Source organism: Paraburkholderia sp. JHI869 (assembly GCF_038900775.1).
Taxonomy (GTDB): Bacteria; Pseudomonadota; Gammaproteobacteria; order Burkholderiales; family Burkholderiaceae; genus Paraburkholderia.
Map to the genome: position 1 here is coordinate 1 of NZ_JAYMSC010000021.1, position 17,097 is coordinate 17,097.

11 protein-coding genes, 4 tRNA genes and 1 rRNA gene are annotated in these 17,097 nt (G+C 60.9%); all 16 read left to right on the top strand.

The annotated features are described in order from the left end of the window. The first annotated feature begins 9 nt into the window (after window positions 1-9). The 16 genes from rrf to recQ all read left to right on the top strand — a co-directional run bounded on the left by rrf (window position 10) and on the right by recQ (window position 16,909). Window positions 10-123 (top strand): 5S ribosomal RNA (gene rrf, locus VSR72_RS28955). A 143-nt stretch (window positions 124-266) separates the two neighbouring features. Continuing rightward, window positions 267-352: transfer RNA gene (locus tag VSR72_RS28960), tRNA-Tyr, on the top strand. 53 nt (window positions 353-405) lie between these two features. After that, window positions 406-479, top strand: a tRNA-Gly gene (locus VSR72_RS28965). Window positions 480-511: 32 nt separating this feature from the next. Further along, window positions 512-586, top strand: a tRNA-Thr gene (locus tag VSR72_RS28970). Window positions 587-694: 108 nt separating this feature from the next. Then, a complete protein-coding gene (gene tuf / locus VSR72_RS28975; protein WP_028371383.1) occupies window positions 695-1,885 on the top strand; it encodes an elongation factor Tu in 1,191 nt (396 codons plus the stop codon). 71 nt (window positions 1,886-1,956) lie between these two features. Then, window positions 1,957-2,032 (top strand) — tRNA-Trp (locus tag VSR72_RS28980). 37 nt (window positions 2,033-2,069) lie between these two features. Beyond that, entirely contained in the window at window positions 2,070-2,450 is a 381-nt protein-coding gene (secE, locus tag VSR72_RS28985) for a preprotein translocase subunit SecE (protein ID WP_028208940.1), read from the top strand. A gap of 1 nt (window position 2,451) precedes the next feature. Further along, a complete protein-coding gene (gene nusG / locus VSR72_RS28990; RefSeq protein ID WP_028208939.1) occupies window positions 2,452-3,009 on the top strand; it encodes a transcription termination/antitermination protein NusG in 558 nt (185 codons plus the stop codon). A gap of 191 nt (window positions 3,010-3,200) precedes the next feature. Then, a complete protein-coding gene (gene rplK / locus VSR72_RS28995) occupies window positions 3,201-3,632 on the top strand; it encodes a 50S ribosomal protein L11 (RefSeq protein WP_158951585.1) in 432 nt (143 codons plus the stop codon). Beyond that, window positions 3,633-4,328, top strand: coding sequence for a 50S ribosomal protein L1 (gene rplA, locus VSR72_RS29000; protein WP_342955757.1), 696 nt, complete (start codon window positions 3,633-3,635; stop codon window positions 4,326-4,328). 310 nt (window positions 4,329-4,638) lie between these two features. After that, window positions 4,639-5,136 (top strand): 50S ribosomal protein L10, encoded by a 498-nt coding sequence (rplJ, locus tag VSR72_RS29005; protein WP_028222172.1) that lies wholly within the window; start codon window positions 4,639-4,641, stop codon window positions 5,134-5,136. Between the two features lie 63 nt (window positions 5,137-5,199). Continuing rightward, the gene (gene rplL / locus VSR72_RS29010) at window positions 5,200-5,574 is read left to right on the top strand and encodes a 50S ribosomal protein L7/L12 (protein WP_027821097.1); all 375 of its coding nucleotides are present in this window, start codon (window positions 5,200-5,202) and stop codon (window positions 5,572-5,574) included. Between the two features lie 376 nt (window positions 5,575-5,950). Beyond that, the gene (gene rpoB, locus VSR72_RS29015) at window positions 5,951-10,057 is read left to right on the top strand and encodes a DNA-directed RNA polymerase subunit beta (RefSeq protein ID WP_342955758.1); all 4,107 of its coding nucleotides are present in this window, start codon (window positions 5,951-5,953) and stop codon (window positions 10,055-10,057) included. Between the two features lie 21 nt (window positions 10,058-10,078). Then, the gene (rpoC, locus tag VSR72_RS29020) at window positions 10,079-14,335 is read left to right on the top strand and encodes a DNA-directed RNA polymerase subunit beta' (RefSeq protein WP_342955759.1); all 4,257 of its coding nucleotides are present in this window, start codon (window positions 10,079-10,081) and stop codon (window positions 14,333-14,335) included. Between the two features lie 234 nt (window positions 14,336-14,569). Further along, entirely contained in the window at window positions 14,570-14,899 is a 330-nt protein-coding gene (locus VSR72_RS29025) for a hypothetical protein (RefSeq protein WP_342955760.1), read from the top strand. A 162-nt stretch (window positions 14,900-15,061) separates the two neighbouring features. Continuing rightward, complete coding sequence (recQ, locus tag VSR72_RS29030; RefSeq protein ID WP_342955761.1) at window positions 15,062-16,909, top strand: DNA helicase RecQ; 1,848 nt, start codon at window positions 15,062-15,064, stop codon at window positions 16,907-16,909. The last annotated feature ends 188 nt before the right edge of the window (window positions 16,910-17,097 follow it).

Below are 17,097 nucleotides of genomic sequence, written 5' to 3' on the forward strand. Positions count from 1 at the left end.
CCCGTCATGCCTGATGACCATAGCGAGCTGGTCCCACCCCTTCCCATCCCGAACAGGACCGTGAAACAGCTCCACGCCGATGATAGTGCGGATTGCCCGTGTGAAAGTAGGTAATCGTCAGGCTCCTCTACAAGCGAGACCCCGGCCCTAAAAAGCCGGGGTTTTTGCTTTTGCGCTCTCCCTATAAGTGAGAGCGTTGTGGGTTCTGCTCCGAACAAAGTGCTTGACACGATTCGGATGTTCCCCCATAATCATCAGTTCTCTGCGGAGGGGTGCCCGAGTGGCTAAAGGGGGCAGACTGTAAATCTGTTGGCTTACGCCTACGTTGGTTCGAATCCAACCTCCTCCACCAGAATTCAGCTGTAGTAAGTGTCGGGCCGGTAGTGGTAATGGCCGGCGAACCTCGCGGGTGTAGCTCAATGGTAGAGCAGAAGCCTTCCAAGCTTACGACGAGGGTTCGATTCCCTTCACCCGCTCCAGCGAAGCAACAAAGCGGTTCATAGCAGTTTTTGCCCATGTGGCTCAGTGGTAGAGCACTCCCTTGGTAAGGGAGAGGTCGGCAGTTCGATCCTGCCCATGGGCACCAGCCGGTATCTAGCGGGCCTCAGAAGCCTCGCATCGAGCAGGCAGCAGCAGCCAGTGATTGTTTGCGCGCCCCGCGCAACGTACGGAAAAATCCTCTTAGGAGTCGAAAATGGCCAAGGGTAAGTTTGAGCGGACCAAGCCGCACGTGAACGTGGGCACGATCGGTCACGTTGACCACGGCAAGACCACGCTGACGGCAGCGATCACGACGGTTCTGACCGCAAAGTTCGGCGGCGAAGCAAAGGCGTACGACCAGATCGACGCAGCGCCGGAAGAAAAGGCACGTGGTATTACCATCAACACCGCGCACGTCGAGTACGAAACGGCTAACCGCCACTACGCACACGTCGACTGCCCGGGCCACGCTGACTACGTGAAGAACATGATCACGGGCGCGGCACAGATGGACGGCGCAATCCTGGTGTGCTCGGCCGCTGACGGCCCGATGCCGCAAACGCGTGAGCACATCCTGCTCGCCCGTCAGGTTGGCGTGCCTTACATCATCGTGTTCCTGAACAAGTGCGACATGGTCGACGACGCCGAGCTGCTCGAGCTGGTCGAAATGGAAGTGCGCGAGCTCCTGTCGAAGTACGACTTCCCGGGCGACGACACGCCGATCATCAAGGGTTCGGCCAAGCTGGCGCTGGAAGGCGACAAGGGCGAACTGGGTGAAGTGGCGATCATGAACCTGGCCGATGCACTGGACACGTACATCCCGACGCCGGAGCGTGCAGTTGACGGCGCGTTCCTGATGCCGGTGGAAGACGTGTTCTCGATCTCGGGTCGCGGCACGGTGGTGACGGGTCGCGTCGAGCGCGGCATCGTCAAGGTCGGCGAGGAAATCGAAATCGTCGGTATCAAGCCGACGGTGAAGACGACCTGCACGGGCGTGGAAATGTTCCGCAAGCTGCTCGACCAGGGTCAGGCAGGCGACAACGTTGGTATCCTGCTGCGCGGCACGAAGCGTGAAGACGTGGAGCGTGGCCAGGTTCTGGCCAAGCCGGGTTCGATCACGCCGCACACGCACTTCACGGCTGAAGTGTACGTGCTGAGCAAGGACGAAGGCGGCCGTCACACGCCGTTCTTCAACAACTACCGTCCGCAGTTCTACTTCCGTACGACGGACGTGACGGGCTCGATCGAGCTGCCGAAGGACAAGGAAATGGTCATGCCGGGCGACAACGTGTCGATCACGGTGAAGCTGATCGCTCCGATCGCGATGGAAGAAGGTCTGCGCTTCGCAATCCGCGAAGGTGGCCGTACCGTCGGCGCCGGCGTGGTTGCAAAGATCATCGAGTAAGTTTTTTGCCAGTCTCGTTGATCGACTAAGTGGTTTCGGGGTTGGCGATGCCGCCAGCCCCAAAATGGTTTAGGGGTATAGCTCAACTGGCAGAGCGTCGGTCTCCAAAACCGAAGGTTGGGGGTTCGATTCCCTCTGCCCCTGCCAACTTCTCGCGCTTCGGCGCGTTGTTCTTTAAGGTGTTATGGCGAATCCTTCCGTCGAAACTGTTAATACTTCCAGCGACAAGCTGATGCTTGCGGCGGGCGTATTGTTGGTTGTGGCCGGGTTCGTAGGGTTCTACTGGCTCGGTAGCCAGGAGTGGTATGTCCGCGGTGCAGCGCTCGCAGTGGGCGTGATCGCGGGGGTGGTAGTCGGTCTTCTCTCGGCGCCCGGCAAGAGCTTCATCGCGTTTGCCAAAGACTCGTACAAGGAAGTTCGCAAGGTCGTTTGGCCGACTCGCAAAGAGGCCACGCAAACGACGCTGGTGGTCTTCGGTTTTGTGCTGGCAATGGCCATCATTCTGTGGGTTTGCGACAAGTCCATCGAGTGGGTGATTTTCTCGGCGATTCTGGGTTGGAAATGATATGAGCGATACACCGGCATCCCCGAGCGGAAAACGTTGGTATGTGGTGCACGCCTACTCCGGCATGGAGAAGAGCGTGCAACGTGCGCTTCAGGAGCGTATCGAACGTGCTGGCATGCAGGACAAGTTTGGCCAGATCCTCGTTCCGACAGAAGAAGTGGTCGAGGTGAAGGGCGGTCACAAATCGGTGACCGAACGTCGTTTCTTCCCGGGTTACGTCCTGGTCGAGATGGAAATGACGGACGAAACGTGGCACCTCGTGAAGAACACGGCAAAGGTGACCGGTTTCGTCGGCGGGGCGCGTAATCGCCCGAGCCCGATTTCGCCGCGCGAAGTCGAAAAGATCATGTCGCAGATGCAGGAAGGCGTTGAGAAGCCGCGCCCCAAGACCCTGTTCGAAGTCGGCGAGATGGTCCGCGTGAAGGAAGGTCCGTTCACGGACTTCAACGGCAGCGTCGAAGAAGTCAACTACGAAAAGTCGCGCGTCCGGGTCTCCGTCACCATTTTCGGTCGCGCCACACCGGTCGAACTCGAATTCGGCCAGGTCGAAAAGCTGTAAATCGAATACTACGGATCGCGCCTCTGGTGCGATCCGTTTTTCCGCGCTTACGGTCCGCGTTATGGCCGTAGAGGAGCGCCAGTAGTCCAGTCGGCTGTAGATGTCGCCAAAGCAGTTGGCACAGCGAAGATTGTGGCGAACGCGCGCTACCACTCACCAGAACGCTCACGCGTTCCAAAGAGGTTTTCAACATGGCAAAGAAAATCATCGGCTTTATCAAGCTGCAGATTCCTGCAGGTAAAGCCAATCCGTCGCCGCCGGTCGGCCCGGCACTGGGTCAACGCGGCCTGAACATCATGGAGTTCTGCAAGGCGTTCAACGCGCAGACTCAAGGCATGGAGCCGGGTCTGCCGACGCCGGTCGTGATCACGGCATTCGCGGACAAGAGCTTCACGTTCATCCTGAAGACGCCGCCGGCCACGATTCTGATCAAGAAGGCAGCGAAGGTCGACAAGGGTTCGGCCAAGCCGCACACCGACAAGGTCGCTACGATCACCCGCGCGCAAGCCGAGGAAATCGCCAAGACCAAGATGCCGGACCTCACGGCAGCCGATATGGACGCAGCGGTCCGCACGATCGCTGGCAGCGCCCGCTCGATGGGCATTATCGTGGAGGGCGTGTAAATGGCTAAGGTTTCCAAGCGTCAAAAGGCACTGGCTGCCAAGATCGACCGCCAAAAGCAGTACCCGATCGGCGACGCACTGTCGCTCGTGAAGGAATGCGCCACGGCGAAGTTCGACGAGTCGATCGACGTTGCAGTGCAGCTCGGCATCGATGCGAAGAAGTCGGACCAGGTCGTTCGCGGCTCGGTCGTTCTGCCCGCTGGTACCGGCAAGTCGGTCCGCGTTGCAGTGTTCGCGCAAGGTGAAAAGGCTGAACAAGCCAAGGCAGCAGGCGCTGAGATCGTCGGTATGGAAGACCTCGCCGAGCAGATCAAGGGCGGCAACCTGAACTTCGACATCGTGATCGCTTCGCCGGACACGATGCGCGTTGTCGGTACGCTCGGTCAGATCCTCGGCCCGCGCGGCCTCATGCCGAACCCGAAGGTCGGCACCGTGACGCCGGACGTGGCGACCGCGGTCAAGAACGCGAAGGCTGGTCAGGTGCAATTCCGTGTCGACAAGGCCGGTATCATCCACGCTACCATCGGCCGTGCATCGTTCGAGCCGACCGCGCTGCGCAGCAACCTGAACGCGCTCCTCGAAGCGCTGACCAAGGCGAAGCCGGCAACGAGCAAGGGCGTGTACCTGCGCAAGATCGCTGTCTCGAGCACGATGGGCGTTGGCGTTCGCGTCGACCAGACGTCGCTCTCGGCGTAATAGATTTGCCGCGCTGAGGCTCCAAAGGGCAGCAGCGCGGATTTAAAGGGCTTTGGGCGGTTGTGCAGCGGCAGTACGCGCGGTGCAACCGGTTGTCAAAGACCGTTGGCGGAAGTGCAGCAGTTGGGCGCTTCCTTAATGTAAAGCCAACGCAGATGGCGAACCCGAAAAGGTTTTGAAGTGCTGATGTGAGCGGATGCGGGCGGTAACGCCTGACAATGCAAGCTGATTTACTCCGGACTGGTCGGTCGCCGTTGTTGAACGCGGCACATGTAGCGAAAGCCAAGTGTGTCGAATCTGGAGGTTAACCGTGCCACTGAACAAAGAAGGTAAGCAGGCCGTCGTGGCTGAAGTCTCCGCGCAAGTCGCGAAGGCTCAGACCGTCGTGTTGGCCGAGTATCGTGGAATCGCGGTTGGCGATCTGACCAAGCTGCGCGCGAAAGCGCGTGAGCAGCAGGTGTACCTCCGCGTGTTGAAGAACACGCTGGCGCGTCGCGCTGTCGAAGGTACCCCGTTTGCTCCGCTGGCAGAGCAGATGACTGGCCCCCTGATCTACGGCATCTCGGAAGATGCAATTGCTGCTGCGAAGGTCGTCAACGACTTCGCGAAGGGCAATGACAAGTTGGTCATCAAGGCTGGTTCCTACGAAGGCAAGGTGATGGACAAGGCAGGCGTGCAAGCGCTGGCCAGCATCCCGAGCCGCGAAGAACTGCTCTCGAAGCTGCTGTTCGTTATGCAGGCTCCGGTTTCCGGTATGGCGCGCGCTCTCGCCGCCCTGGCGGAAAAGAAGCAAGCCGAAGCTGCTTAAAAACGACTGGCAAGCGAGAAAGATCGCTAGCTGTTTCCGAATTCAAATCTGGAGTAATTTCAAATGGCAATCGCAAAAGAAGACATCCTCGAAGCCGTTGGCTCGATGTCGGTTCTCGAACTGAACGAACTGGTCAAGGCTTTCGAAGAGAAGTTTGGCGTGTCGGCAGCTGCTGTGGCAGTCGCTGGCCCGGCAGGCGGCGGCGCTGCTGCTGCTGCTGAAGAGCAGACCGAATTCACGGTCAACCTGCTCGAAGCAGGCGCAAACAAGGTTTCGGTCATTAAGGCCGTTCGCGAACTGACGGGTCTCGGCCTGAAGGAAGCGAAGGACCTGGTCGACGGCGCACCGAAGCCCGTGAAGGAAGCGGTGCCCAAGGCTGCTGCTGAAGAAGCGAAGAAGAAGCTGGAAGAAGCCGGCGCGAAGGCTGAAATCAAGTAAGTTTCAGCGCGCTGTGCGAAGGCTGGCGGTTTTTACACCGCCGGCCTTTTTGTGCTTTGTGGATTCTGCGTTTTTGTGTTCGATTTTTTAGAAGTCGGAGGCGGGATGCGGGACCTAGAAGCCAAAGAAAAACGTCTTTCGCCGGGTGAGGGCCTCAAGGGCATCATCTGCGCGCACGACGCTTCTCTTTGTCTTCTGAAGCGACTGCAGAAGGCAAGTTTGGTCGGGCAGCGGGCAAGTTATGACAAGCCGAAATCCGTTGCCGTCAGCCAGCGGTTGGTAGAGGCCAACCACCAAGCTTCCAGGGCTCGCGAAGCCATCGGGTCTCAGTCGGTGAACACTCGGGTCGTCCTACCCGCCGTGATTCGGAGATCGTATGCACTATTCCTTCACCGAGAAGAAGCGTATTCGCAAGAGTTTCGCGAAACGCCCCATCGTTCACCAGGTTCCTTTCCTGCTGGCTACCCAGCTTGAATCATTCAGCACTTTCCTGCAAGCAGAAACGGCGACCGCACAACGCAAACCGGAAGGTCTGCAGGCAGCGTTTTCGTCCGTTTTTCCTATTGTTTCCCATAACGGCTTTGCTCGTCTAGAGTTCGTCAGCTACATGCTGTCGTCGCCGGCATTCAACATCAAGGAATGCCAGCAACGCGGTTTGACGTACTGCTCGGCGCTGCGCGCCAAGGTCCGTCTCGTCCTGCTCGACAAGGAATCGCCGAGCAAGCCGGTCGTGAAGGAAGTGAAGGAACAGGAAGTGTACATGGGCGAAATTCCGCTCATGACGCCGACCGGTTCGTTCGTCATCAACGGCACCGAGCGTGTCATCGTCTCGCAGCTGCACCGCTCGCCTGGCGTGTTCTTCGAACACGACAAGGGCAAGACGCACAGCTCGGGCAAGCTCCTGTTCTCGGCACGTATCATTCCTTACCGCGGTTCGTGGCTCGACTTCGAGTTCGACCCGAAGGACGTGCTGTACTTCCGCGTCGACCGTCGCCGCAAGATGCCGGTCACGATCCTGCTGAAGGCTATCGGCCTCACGCCGGAACAGATCCTCGCGAACTTCTTCGTGTTCGACAACTTCACGCTGATGCCGGAAGGCGCGCAGATGGAGTTCGTGCCGGAGCGTCTGCGCGGTGAAGTCGCGCGCTTCGACATCAGCGATCGCGAAGGCAAGGTCATTGTCCAGAAGGACAAGCGGATCAACGCGAAGCACATCCGCGACCTCGAAACCGCGAAGACCACGTATATTTCGGTCCCCGAAGATTATCTGCTCGGCCGCGTTCTCGCGAAGAACGTCGTCGACGGCGACACGGGCGAAGTCATCGCTAACGCGAACGACGAGATCACCGAAAGCGTGCTCGAGAAGCTGCGCGAGGCGAAGATCAAGGACATCCAGACGCTCTACACGAACGATCTGGACCAGGGTCCGTACATCTCGTCGACGCTGCGTATCGACGAAACCGCCGACCGTATGGCCGCGCGCATCGCGATCTACCGCATGATGCGTCCGGGCGAGCCGCCGACCGAAGAAGCGGTCGAGGCGCTGTTCAACCGCCTGTTCTACAGCGAAGAAGCGTACGACCTCTCGAAGGTGGGTCGTATGAAGTTCAACCGCCGCGTGGGCCGTGACGAAATCGTCGGCCCGATGACGCTGCAGGACGACGACATCCTCGCGACGATCAAGATCCTCGTCGAGCTGCGCAACGGCAAGGGCGAAGTGGACGACATCGACCACTTGGGCAACCGTCGCGTGCGTTGCGTGGGCGAACTCGCGGAAAATCAATTCCGTGCAGGTCTCGTGCGCGTTGAGCGTGCAGTCAAGGAACGCCTCGGCCAGGCCGAAAGCGAAAACCTGATGCCGCACGACCTGATCAACTCGAAGCCGATTTCGTCGGCGATCCGCGAGTTCTTCGGTTCGTCGCAGCTGTCGCAGTTCATGGACCAGACCAACCCGCTGTCGGAAATCACCCACAAGCGCCGCGTGTCGGCACTTGGCCCGGGCGGTCTGACGCGTGAGCGCGCTGGCTTTGAAGTCCGCGACGTGCACCCGACCCACTACGGCCGCGTGTGTCCGATTGAGACGCCGGAAGGTCCGAACATTGGTCTGATCAACTCGCTCGCACTGTACGCGCACCTGAACGAATACGGCTTCCTCGAAACGCCGTATCGCAAGGTCGTGGACAGCAAGGTGACCGACCAGATCGACTACCTGTCGGCGATCGAAGAAGGCCGTTACGTGATCGCTCAGGCGAACGCGGCAGTGGCAGAAGACGGCACGCTGACCGACGAACTGGTTTCGTCGCGTGAAGCAGGCGAAACGCTGATGGTCACGCCGGACCGCATCCAGTACATGGACGTGGCGCCGTCGCAGATCGTCTCGGTTGCAGCTTCGCTGATTCCGTTCCTCGAGCACGACGACGCGAACCGCGCGTTGATGGGTTCGAACATGCAGCGTCAGGCCGTGCCTTGCCTGCGTCCGGAAAAGCCGGTCGTCGGTACGGGTATCGAGCGCACCGTTGCGGTCGACTCGGGCACGACGGTTCAGGCGCTGCGTGGCGGCGTGGTGGACTACGTCGACGCAGGCCGTATCGTGATTCGCGTGAACGACGATGAAGCTGTCGCCGGTGAAGTCGGCGTGGACATCTACAACCTGATCAAGTACACGCGTTCGAACCAGAACACGAACATCAACCAGCGTCCGATCGTGAAGATGGGCGACAAGGTTGCGCGCGGCGACGTGCTGGCTGACGGCGCATCGACCGATCTGGGCGAGCTCGCGCTCGGCCAGAACATGCTGATCGCGTTCATGCCGTGGAACGGCTACAACTTCGAAGACTCGATCCTGATCTCGGAGAAAGTGGTTGCGGACGACCGTTACACGTCGATCCACATCGAAGAACTGAATGTCGTAGCTCGCGACACGAAGCTCGGACCGGAAGAAATCACGCGCGACATTTCGAACCTCGCAGAAGTGCAGCTTGGCCGTCTCGACGAGTCGGGCATCGTGTACATCGGCGCGGAAGTCGAAGCGGGCGACGTGCTCGTGGGCAAGGTCACGCCGAAGGGCGAAACCCAGCTTACGCCGGAAGAAAAGCTGCTGCGCGCGATCTTCGGCGAGAAGGCTTCGGACGTGAAGGACACGTCGCTGCGCGTGCCGTCGGGCATGAGCGGCACGGTCATCGACGTGCAAGTGTTCACGCGTGAAGGCATCCAGCGCGACAAGCGTGCACAACAGATCATCGACGATGAACTGAAGCGCTATCGCCTCGACCTGAACGACCAGCTGCGTATCGTGGAAGGCGACGCGTTCCAGCGTCTCGCACGTATGCTCGAAGGCAAGGTTGCGAACGGCGGTCCGAAGAAGCTCGCGAAGGGCACGAAGATCGAGCGCGCGTACCTCGAAGATCTGGATCACTACCACTGGTTCGACATCCGCCTCGCGGACGAAGAAGCAGCGGCGCAGCTCGAAGCGATCAAGAACTCGATCGAAGAGAAGCGTCACCAGTTCGATCTGGCCTTCGAAGAAAAGCGCAAGAAGCTCACGCAAGGCGACGAACTGCCGCCGGGCGTGCTGAAGATGGTCAAGGTGTACCTCGCGGTGAAGCGCCGTCTGCAGCCTGGCGACAAGATGGCAGGCCGTCACGGTAACAAGGGTGTGGTGTCGAAGATCGTTCCGATCGAAGACATGCCGTACATGGCCGATGGCCGTCCGGCAGACGTCGTGCTGAACCCGCTCGGCGTGCCGTCACGGATGAACGTGGGTCAGGTTCTCGAAGTGCACCTCGGTTGGGCCGCGAAGGGTCTGGGCTGGCGTATTGGCGAGATGCTTGCGCGTCAGACGAAGGTTGCAGAGATGCGTGAGTTCCTCACGAAGATCTACAACGAATCGGGCCACAAGGAAGACCTCGACAGCTTCAGCGACGACGAGATCCTCGAACTCGCGAAGAACCTGCGCGAAGGCGTGCCGTTCGCAACGCCGGTGTTCGACGGTGCGACCGAAGAGGAAATGGGCAAGATGCTCGATCTGGCGTTCCCGGACGACGTCGCTCAGAACCTCGGCATGACGCCGTCGAAGAACCAGGTGCGTCTGTACGACGGCCGCACGGGCGAGATGTTCGAGCGCACCGTGACCGTGGGCTACATGCACTACCTGAAGCTGCACCACCTTGTCGACGACAAGATGCACGCGCGTTCGACGGGTCCGTACTCGCTCGTGACGCAGCAGCCGCTGGGTGGTAAGGCGCAATTCGGTGGTCAGCGCTTCGGTGAAATGGAAGTGTGGGCGCTCGAAGCGTATGGCGCTTCGTATGTGCTGCAGGAAATGTTGACGGTGAAGTCCGATGACGTGACGGGCCGGACGAAGGTGTACGAGAACCTCGTCAAGGGCGACCACGTGATCGACGCGGGCATGCCGGAATCCTTCAATGTGCTGGTGAAGGAAATCCGCTCGCTCGGCATCGACATCGACCTCGACCGCAACTAATCGGACTACGGAGAGAAGGCAATGAAAGCTCTGCTCGATCTATTCAAGCAAGTCCAACAAGAAGAAGTTTTCGACGCGATCAAGATCGGTCTGGCCTCGCCGGACAAGATCCGTTCGTGGTCGTTCGGCGAAGTGAAGAAGCCGGAGACCATCAACTACCGCACGTTCAAGCCGGAGCGGGATGGTCTGTTTTGCGCGAAGATTTTTGGTCCGATCAAGGACTACGAATGCCTTTGCGGCAAGTACAAGCGCCTGAAGCATCGTGGCGTGATCTGCGAAAAGTGCGGCGTGGAAGTCACGCTCGCGAAGGTGCGTCGCGAACGCATGGGCCACATCGAGCTGGCCTCGCCGGTCGCTCACATCTGGTTCCTGAAGTCGCTGCCGTCGCGTCTGGGCATGGTGCTCGATATGACGCTGCGCGACATCGAGCGCGTGCTGTACTTCGAAGCCTATGTGGTGATCGAACCGGGCATGACGCCGCTGAAAGCGCGGCAGATCATGACCGAAGAGGATTACTACAACAAGGTCGAAGAGTACGGTGACGAATTCCGCGCCGAGATGGGCGCGGAAGGCGTGCGTGAGCTGCTGCGCGCGATCAACATCGACGAGCAGGTCGAGACGCTCCGCACGGAACTGAAGAACACCGGCTCCGAAGCGAAGATCAAGAAGTACGCGAAGCGCCTGAAGGTGCTCGAGGCCTTCCAGCGTTCGGGCATCAAGCCCGAATGGATGGTGCTCGAAGTGCTGCCGGTGCTGCCGCCGGAACTGCGTCCGCTCGTGCCGCTCGACGGCGGCCGTTTCGCGACCTCGGACCTGAACGACCTGTATCGCCGCGTCATCAACCGTAACAACCGTCTGAAGCGTCTGCTCGAGCTGAAGGCGCCGGAGATCATCGTCCGCAACGAAAAGCGGATGCTCCAGGAAGCGGTCGACTCGCTGCTCGACAACGGCCGTCGCGGCAAGGCGATGACGGGCGCCAACAAGCGTCCGCTGAAGTCGCTCGCCGACATGATCAAGGGTAAGGGCGGCCGCTTCCGTCAGAACCTGCTGGGCAAGCGCGTGGACTACTCGGGCCGTTCGGTCATCGTGGTGGGTCCGACGCTCAAGCTGCACCAGTGCGGTCTGCCGAAGCTGATGGCGCTCGAACTGTTCAAGCCGTTCATCTTCAACAAGCTGGAAACGATGGGCGTTGCGACGACCATCAAGGCTGCGAAGAAGGAAGTCGAGAACCAGACGCCCGTGGTGTGGGACATCCTCGAAGAGGTGATCCGCGAGCATCCGGTCATGCTCAACCGTGCGCCGACGCTGCACCGTCTTGGCATTCAGGCTTTCGAGCCGGTGCTGATCGAAGGTAAGGCAATCCAGCTGCACCCGCTCGTTTGCGCGGCGTTCAACGCCGACTTCGACGGTGACCAGATGGCTGTTCACGTTCCGCTGTCGCTCGAAGCGCAGATGGAAGCGCGTACGCTCATGCTCGCGTCGAACAACGTCCTGTTCCCGGCCAACGGCGATCCGTCGATCGTGCCGTCGCAGGATATCGTGCTGGGCCTGTACTACGCCACGCGTGAAGCGGTCAACGGCAAGGGCGAAGGCATGACGTTCACGGGCGTGTCGGAAGTGCTCCGCGCGTACGAGAACAAGGAAGTCGAGCTGGCCTCGCGCGTGAACGTGCGTATTACCGAAATGGTCCACAACGAGGACACGTCGGAAGGCGCACCGGCATTCGTGCCGAAGATCTCGCTGTATGCAACGACCGTAGGCCGTTCGATCCTGTCGGAAATTCTGCCGCCGGGTCTGCCGTTCTCGGTGCTGAACAAGCCGCTGAAGAAGAAGGAAATCTCGCGTCTGATCAACACCGCGTTCCGCAAGTGCGGTCTGCGTGAAACGGTGATCTTCGCTGACCAGCTGATGCAGTCGGGCTTCCGCCTCGCAACGCGCGCCGGTATTTCGATCTGCGTGGACGACATGCTCGTGCCGCCGCAGAAGGAAACCATCGTCGGCGAAGCAGCCAAGAAGGTGAAGGAGTACGACCGTCAGTACATGTCGGGTCTCGTCACCGCGCAAGAGCGCTACAACAACGTGGTCGACATCTGGTCGAACACGTCGGAAGCGGTCGGCAAGGCGATGATGGAGCAGCTCGCGACGGAACCGGTCATCGACCGCGACGGCAAGGAAACGCGTCAGGAATCGTTCAACTCGATCTACATGATGGCCGACTCGGGCGCGCGGGGTTCCGCAACCCAGATTCGCCAGCTGGCGGGTATGCGCGGCCTGATGGCGAAGCCGGACGGCTCGATTATCGAAACGCCGATTACCGCGAACTTCCGCGAAGGTCTGAACGTGTTGCAGTACTTCATCTCGACCCACGGTGCACGTAAGGGTCTGGCTGATACGGCACTGAAGACCGCGAACTCGGGTTACCTGACGCGTCGTCTCGTCGACGTTACGCAGGATCTCGTGGTCGTCGAGGAAGATTGCGGCACGTCGAACGGCGTGGCGATGAAGGCCCTCGTGGAAGGCGGTGAAGTCGTCGAAGCGCTGCGCGACCGTATTCTCGGCCGTGTGGCGGTGGCGGACGTCGTCAATCCTGAAACCCAGGAAACGATCTACGCTTCGGGCGACCTGCTCGACGAAGACGCAGTGGAAACGATCGAAAGCCTCGGCATCGACGAAGTGCGCGTGCGCACGCCGCTGACCTGCGAAACGCGTTATGGCCTGTGCGCATCGTGCTATGGCCGCGACCTGGGTCGTGGTTCGCGCGTGAACGTCGGCGAAGCTGTCGGCGTGATCGCAGCACAGTCGATCGGCGAACCGGGCACGCAGCTCACGATGCGTACGTTCCACATCGGTGGTGCGGCGTCGCGTGCGGCAGTGGCCTCGTCGGTGGAAGCCAAGTCGAACGGTACGGTCCGCTTCACGGCGACGATGCGTTACGTCACGAATGCGAAGGGCGAGCAAGTCGTCATCTCGCGTTCGGGCGAAGCCATCATCGCGGACGATCACGGCCGCGAGCGCGAGCGTCACAAGGTGCCGTACGGCGCGACGCTGCTGCAGCTCGATGGCGCGGCGATCAAGGCCGGCACGCAGCTCGCAACGTGGGATCCGCTCACGCGCCCGATCATCACCGAGTACGGCGGTACGGTGAAGTTCGAGAACGTCGAGGAAGGCGTGACCGTGGCCAAGCAGATCGACGACGTCACGGGTCTGTCGACCCTCGTCGTGATCGACGTGAAGCGTCGCGGCTCGCAGGCTGCGAAGAGCGTGCGTCCGCAGGTCAAGCTGCTCGACTCGAACGGCGACGAAGTGAAGATCCCGGGCACGGAGCATTCGGTGCAGATCGGCTTCCAGGTCGGCGCACTGATCACGGTGAAGGACGGTCAGCAAGTGCAGGTGGGTGAAGTGCTCGCACGTATCCCGACCGAAGCGCAGAAGACGCGTGACATTACCGGTGGTCTGCCGCGTGTGGCGGAACTGTTCGAAGCACGTTCGCCGAAGGACGCAGGTATCCTGGCGGAAGTCACGGGTACGACGTCGTTCGGTAAGGACACGAAGGGCAAGCAGCGTCTCGTCATCACGGACCTCGAAGGCAATCAGCACGAGTTCCTGATCGCGAAGGAAAAGCAGGTTTTGGTCCACGATGGTCAGGTCGTCAACAAGGGCGAAATGATCGTGGACGGCCCGGCCGATCCGCACGACATCCTGCGTCTGCAGGGTATCGAAGCGCTGTCGCGTTACATCGTGGACGAAGTGCAGGACGTGTACCGTCTGCAGGGCGTGAAGATCAACGACAAGCACATCGAAGTGATCGTGCGTCAGATGCTGCGTCGTGTGCAGATCACCGACAACGGTGATACGCGCTTCATTCCGGGCGAGCAGGTCGAGCGTTCGGACATGCTGGACGAAAACGACAAGATGAACGCCGAGGACAAGCGCCCGGCAACGTACGAGAACGTGCTGCTCGGTATTACGAAGGCATCGCTCTCGACGGACTCGTTCATCTCGGCGGCATCGTTCCAGGAAACGACGCGCGTGCTGACCGAAGCGGCGATCATGGGCAAGCGCGACGATCTGCGTGGCCTGAAGGAAAACGTCATCGTCGGCCGTCTGATTCCGGCTGGTACGGGTCTCGCCTTCCACAAGGCGCGCCGTGCGAAGGAATCGTCGGATCGCGAGCGTTTCGACCAGATCGCAGCGGAAGAAGCGTTCGAGTTCGGTACGCCGGAAACCCCGGCGGCCGCCGAGCCGCAACCGCAACAGCCGCATACGACGGACGAGTAAGCGTGGGGCGGCGCAAGCCGCCTTGTGCCCTCGAAAAAGCCGCCTGGTTTACACCGGGCGGCTTTTTTTATTGGCGCTGGCGGCTTCTCGCTCGCGCCTGCGGCCTCGTGCCGCAGTGCCGGCCCACTCGCTGCGCACATCGGTGAGGCGTGCTAACGTAGCGCGCCAAGTCCGCCTGTGTGGGTCTTTTCGTACGACGCTGGCGGCATTTACCTGAATCTGGAGGCGGTAATCATGTGGGTGGTCGGGGTTGGTCTCATCCTGAATCTGGTGGCGTGTGTCGCCAGCTTTTCGCAGCTACTGCATCACGTCAGCAATCAGTCCGCGGCGAACTTTTTTGCGACCTTCCTTGTGATGTGGGCGTTCCTGATCATCGGTTTCATCATGCTGCTGGCGGGGCGGGTCAAAGGCGGTGCCGCGTTGCTGACGCTTGGCTCGCTGATGTTCGTCGGCACCAACGTCGTGCTCTTCGGGGCCAACGTATTCGCGATCGCCGCCGCTGTCGTGGCCGTCGTGACGATCGTCGGAGCGCTTCGGATCGCGCGCCGGGGCCGCACTGCCTGACGATTTACGCTTCACCCTGGCTGGCTGCGTTCGCGATCTGCGTGCGCAACTCCCCCGGCTTCTCCTGGCCGAATGGCTAATCTTCGCGGTAAGGGCGGTTAAGGCGAGCCCGGGTTGGTAAAATCCGGTCCACCGCCTTTGCTCAGCACGCATACCGTCTTCATGTCCCGCTCCCTCGAAATCCTCAACGAAGTCTTCGGCTATCCCGCGTTTAGAGGGCAGCAAGCCGAAATCGTCGAGCATGTCGCGGGGGGCGGCGATTCGCTGGTGCTCATGCCCACCGGCGGCGGCAAATCGCTTTGCTACCAGATTCCTGCGCTCGTGCGGCACGAAGCCGGGCTAGGCGCCGGCATCGTCGTGTCGCCGCTCATCGCGCTCATGCAGGACCAGGTAGCCGCACTCACCGAAGTGGGCGTGCGTGCCGCTTATCTCAATTCGACGTTGAGCGGCGCAGAAGCGGCGGCAACTGAGCGGGCGCTGCGCGAAGGCGATCTCGATCTGCTTTACGTCGCGCCCGAGCGCCTCATGACGCCGCGCTTTCTCGACCTGCTCGAGCGCACGCGGATCGGCCTCTTTGCGATCGACGAGGCGCACTGCGTGTCGCAATGGGGCCACGACTTCCGGCCCGAATATATCCAGCTCTCGGTGCTGCACGAGCGCTTTCCGAACGTGCCGCGTATTGCGCTCACGGCAACCGCCGACGCCATTACGCGCGACGAGATCGCACATCGCCTCGCGCTCGACGACGCACGTGTGTTCGTCTCGAGCTTCGACCGCCCGAACATTCGCTACCGTATCGTCGAGAAGGACAACGCGCGCTCGCAGCTGCTCGACTTCATCCGCGCGGAGCATACGCGCGCCGACGGCACCACGGATGCGGGCGTCGTGTACTGCCTCTCGCGCCGCAAGGTCGAGGAAACGGCGGAGTGGTTGAAAGGGCAGGGGCTGCGCGCGCTGCCGTACCACGCCGGCATGGAATTCGAGATACGCCAGAAGCACCAGGAACTCTTCCAGCGCGAGGAAGGCGTGGTGATGTGCGCCACCATCGCGTTCGGCATGGGCATCGACAAGCCGGACGTGCGTTTCGTCGCGCATCTGGACTTGCCCAAGAGCGTGGAAGGCTACTACCAGGAAACCGGCCGCGCGGGCCGCGACGGGCTGGCGGCCAACGCCTGGATGGCCTACGGTCTCGGTGACGTGGTGCAGCAGCGCAAGATGATCGACGAGTCCGAAGCCGACGAGCAGCACAAGCGTGTGCAGACCGGCAAGCTCGACGCGCTGCTCGGCCTGTGCGAAGCGGCCACGTGCCGCCGCGTGCGCCTGCTCGCCTACTTTGGCGAGGAGAGCAAGCCGTGCGGAAACTGCGATTCGTGCCTCGAGCCGCCCGACACGTGGGAGGCGACGCGTGAGGCGCAAATGGCGCTCTCGTGCGTTTTCCGTGCGCAGCGCGCGAGCGGCTTCAATTTCGGCGCCGGCCATCTGATCGACATTCTGCGCGGCAATCGCAACGAAAAGATCCTGCAGCGCGGGCACGAGAAAATCTCCACCTTCGGCATCGGCTCCGCGCTTTCGGAGCCGGAATGGCGCGCGATCTTCCGGCAACTGGTGGCGTTCGGTTATCTCACCGTCGACCACGACGGATATGGGTCGCTCGTACTCACCGAGGCGAGCAAGGCGGTCCTCAAGGGCGAGCAGAATGTCACGATGCGCCGCTATGTGAAGCCCACGCGTACGCGCGCGTCGTCGAGCCGCACGAGTGAGCGCGCCGATCCGACCCTTGGCATGAGCCCGCGTCAGCGCACGCGCTGGGAGCGCTTGCGCCTGTGGCGCACCGAAACCGCGAAGAGCGAGGGCGTGCCGGCCTATGTCATCTTCCACGACGCCACGCTGGCGGAAATCGCGCGCAACGGTCCTGAGTCGGTGGACGAGTTGCGCGACATTCCGGGCATCGGGGCGCGCAAGCTCGAGCGCTTCGGCGAGGAGCTTGTCGAGGTCGTCGGCGACGAATAAGGCGCGGCGTTTCTTCCCGGGTGCGCCGAACGCTGCCGCACTGTCACGGCGCCGTCACATGCTCCGTCGTCCGAAATATCGCAAGCCATTGACTCGCTTGGTCTTTTCGGAATATCATGCTGGGTTCCGGTCTTTGGGATGTCCGTGCTCGTCAATCGATTTGACGAAAACTAACATCAAACAGCCAA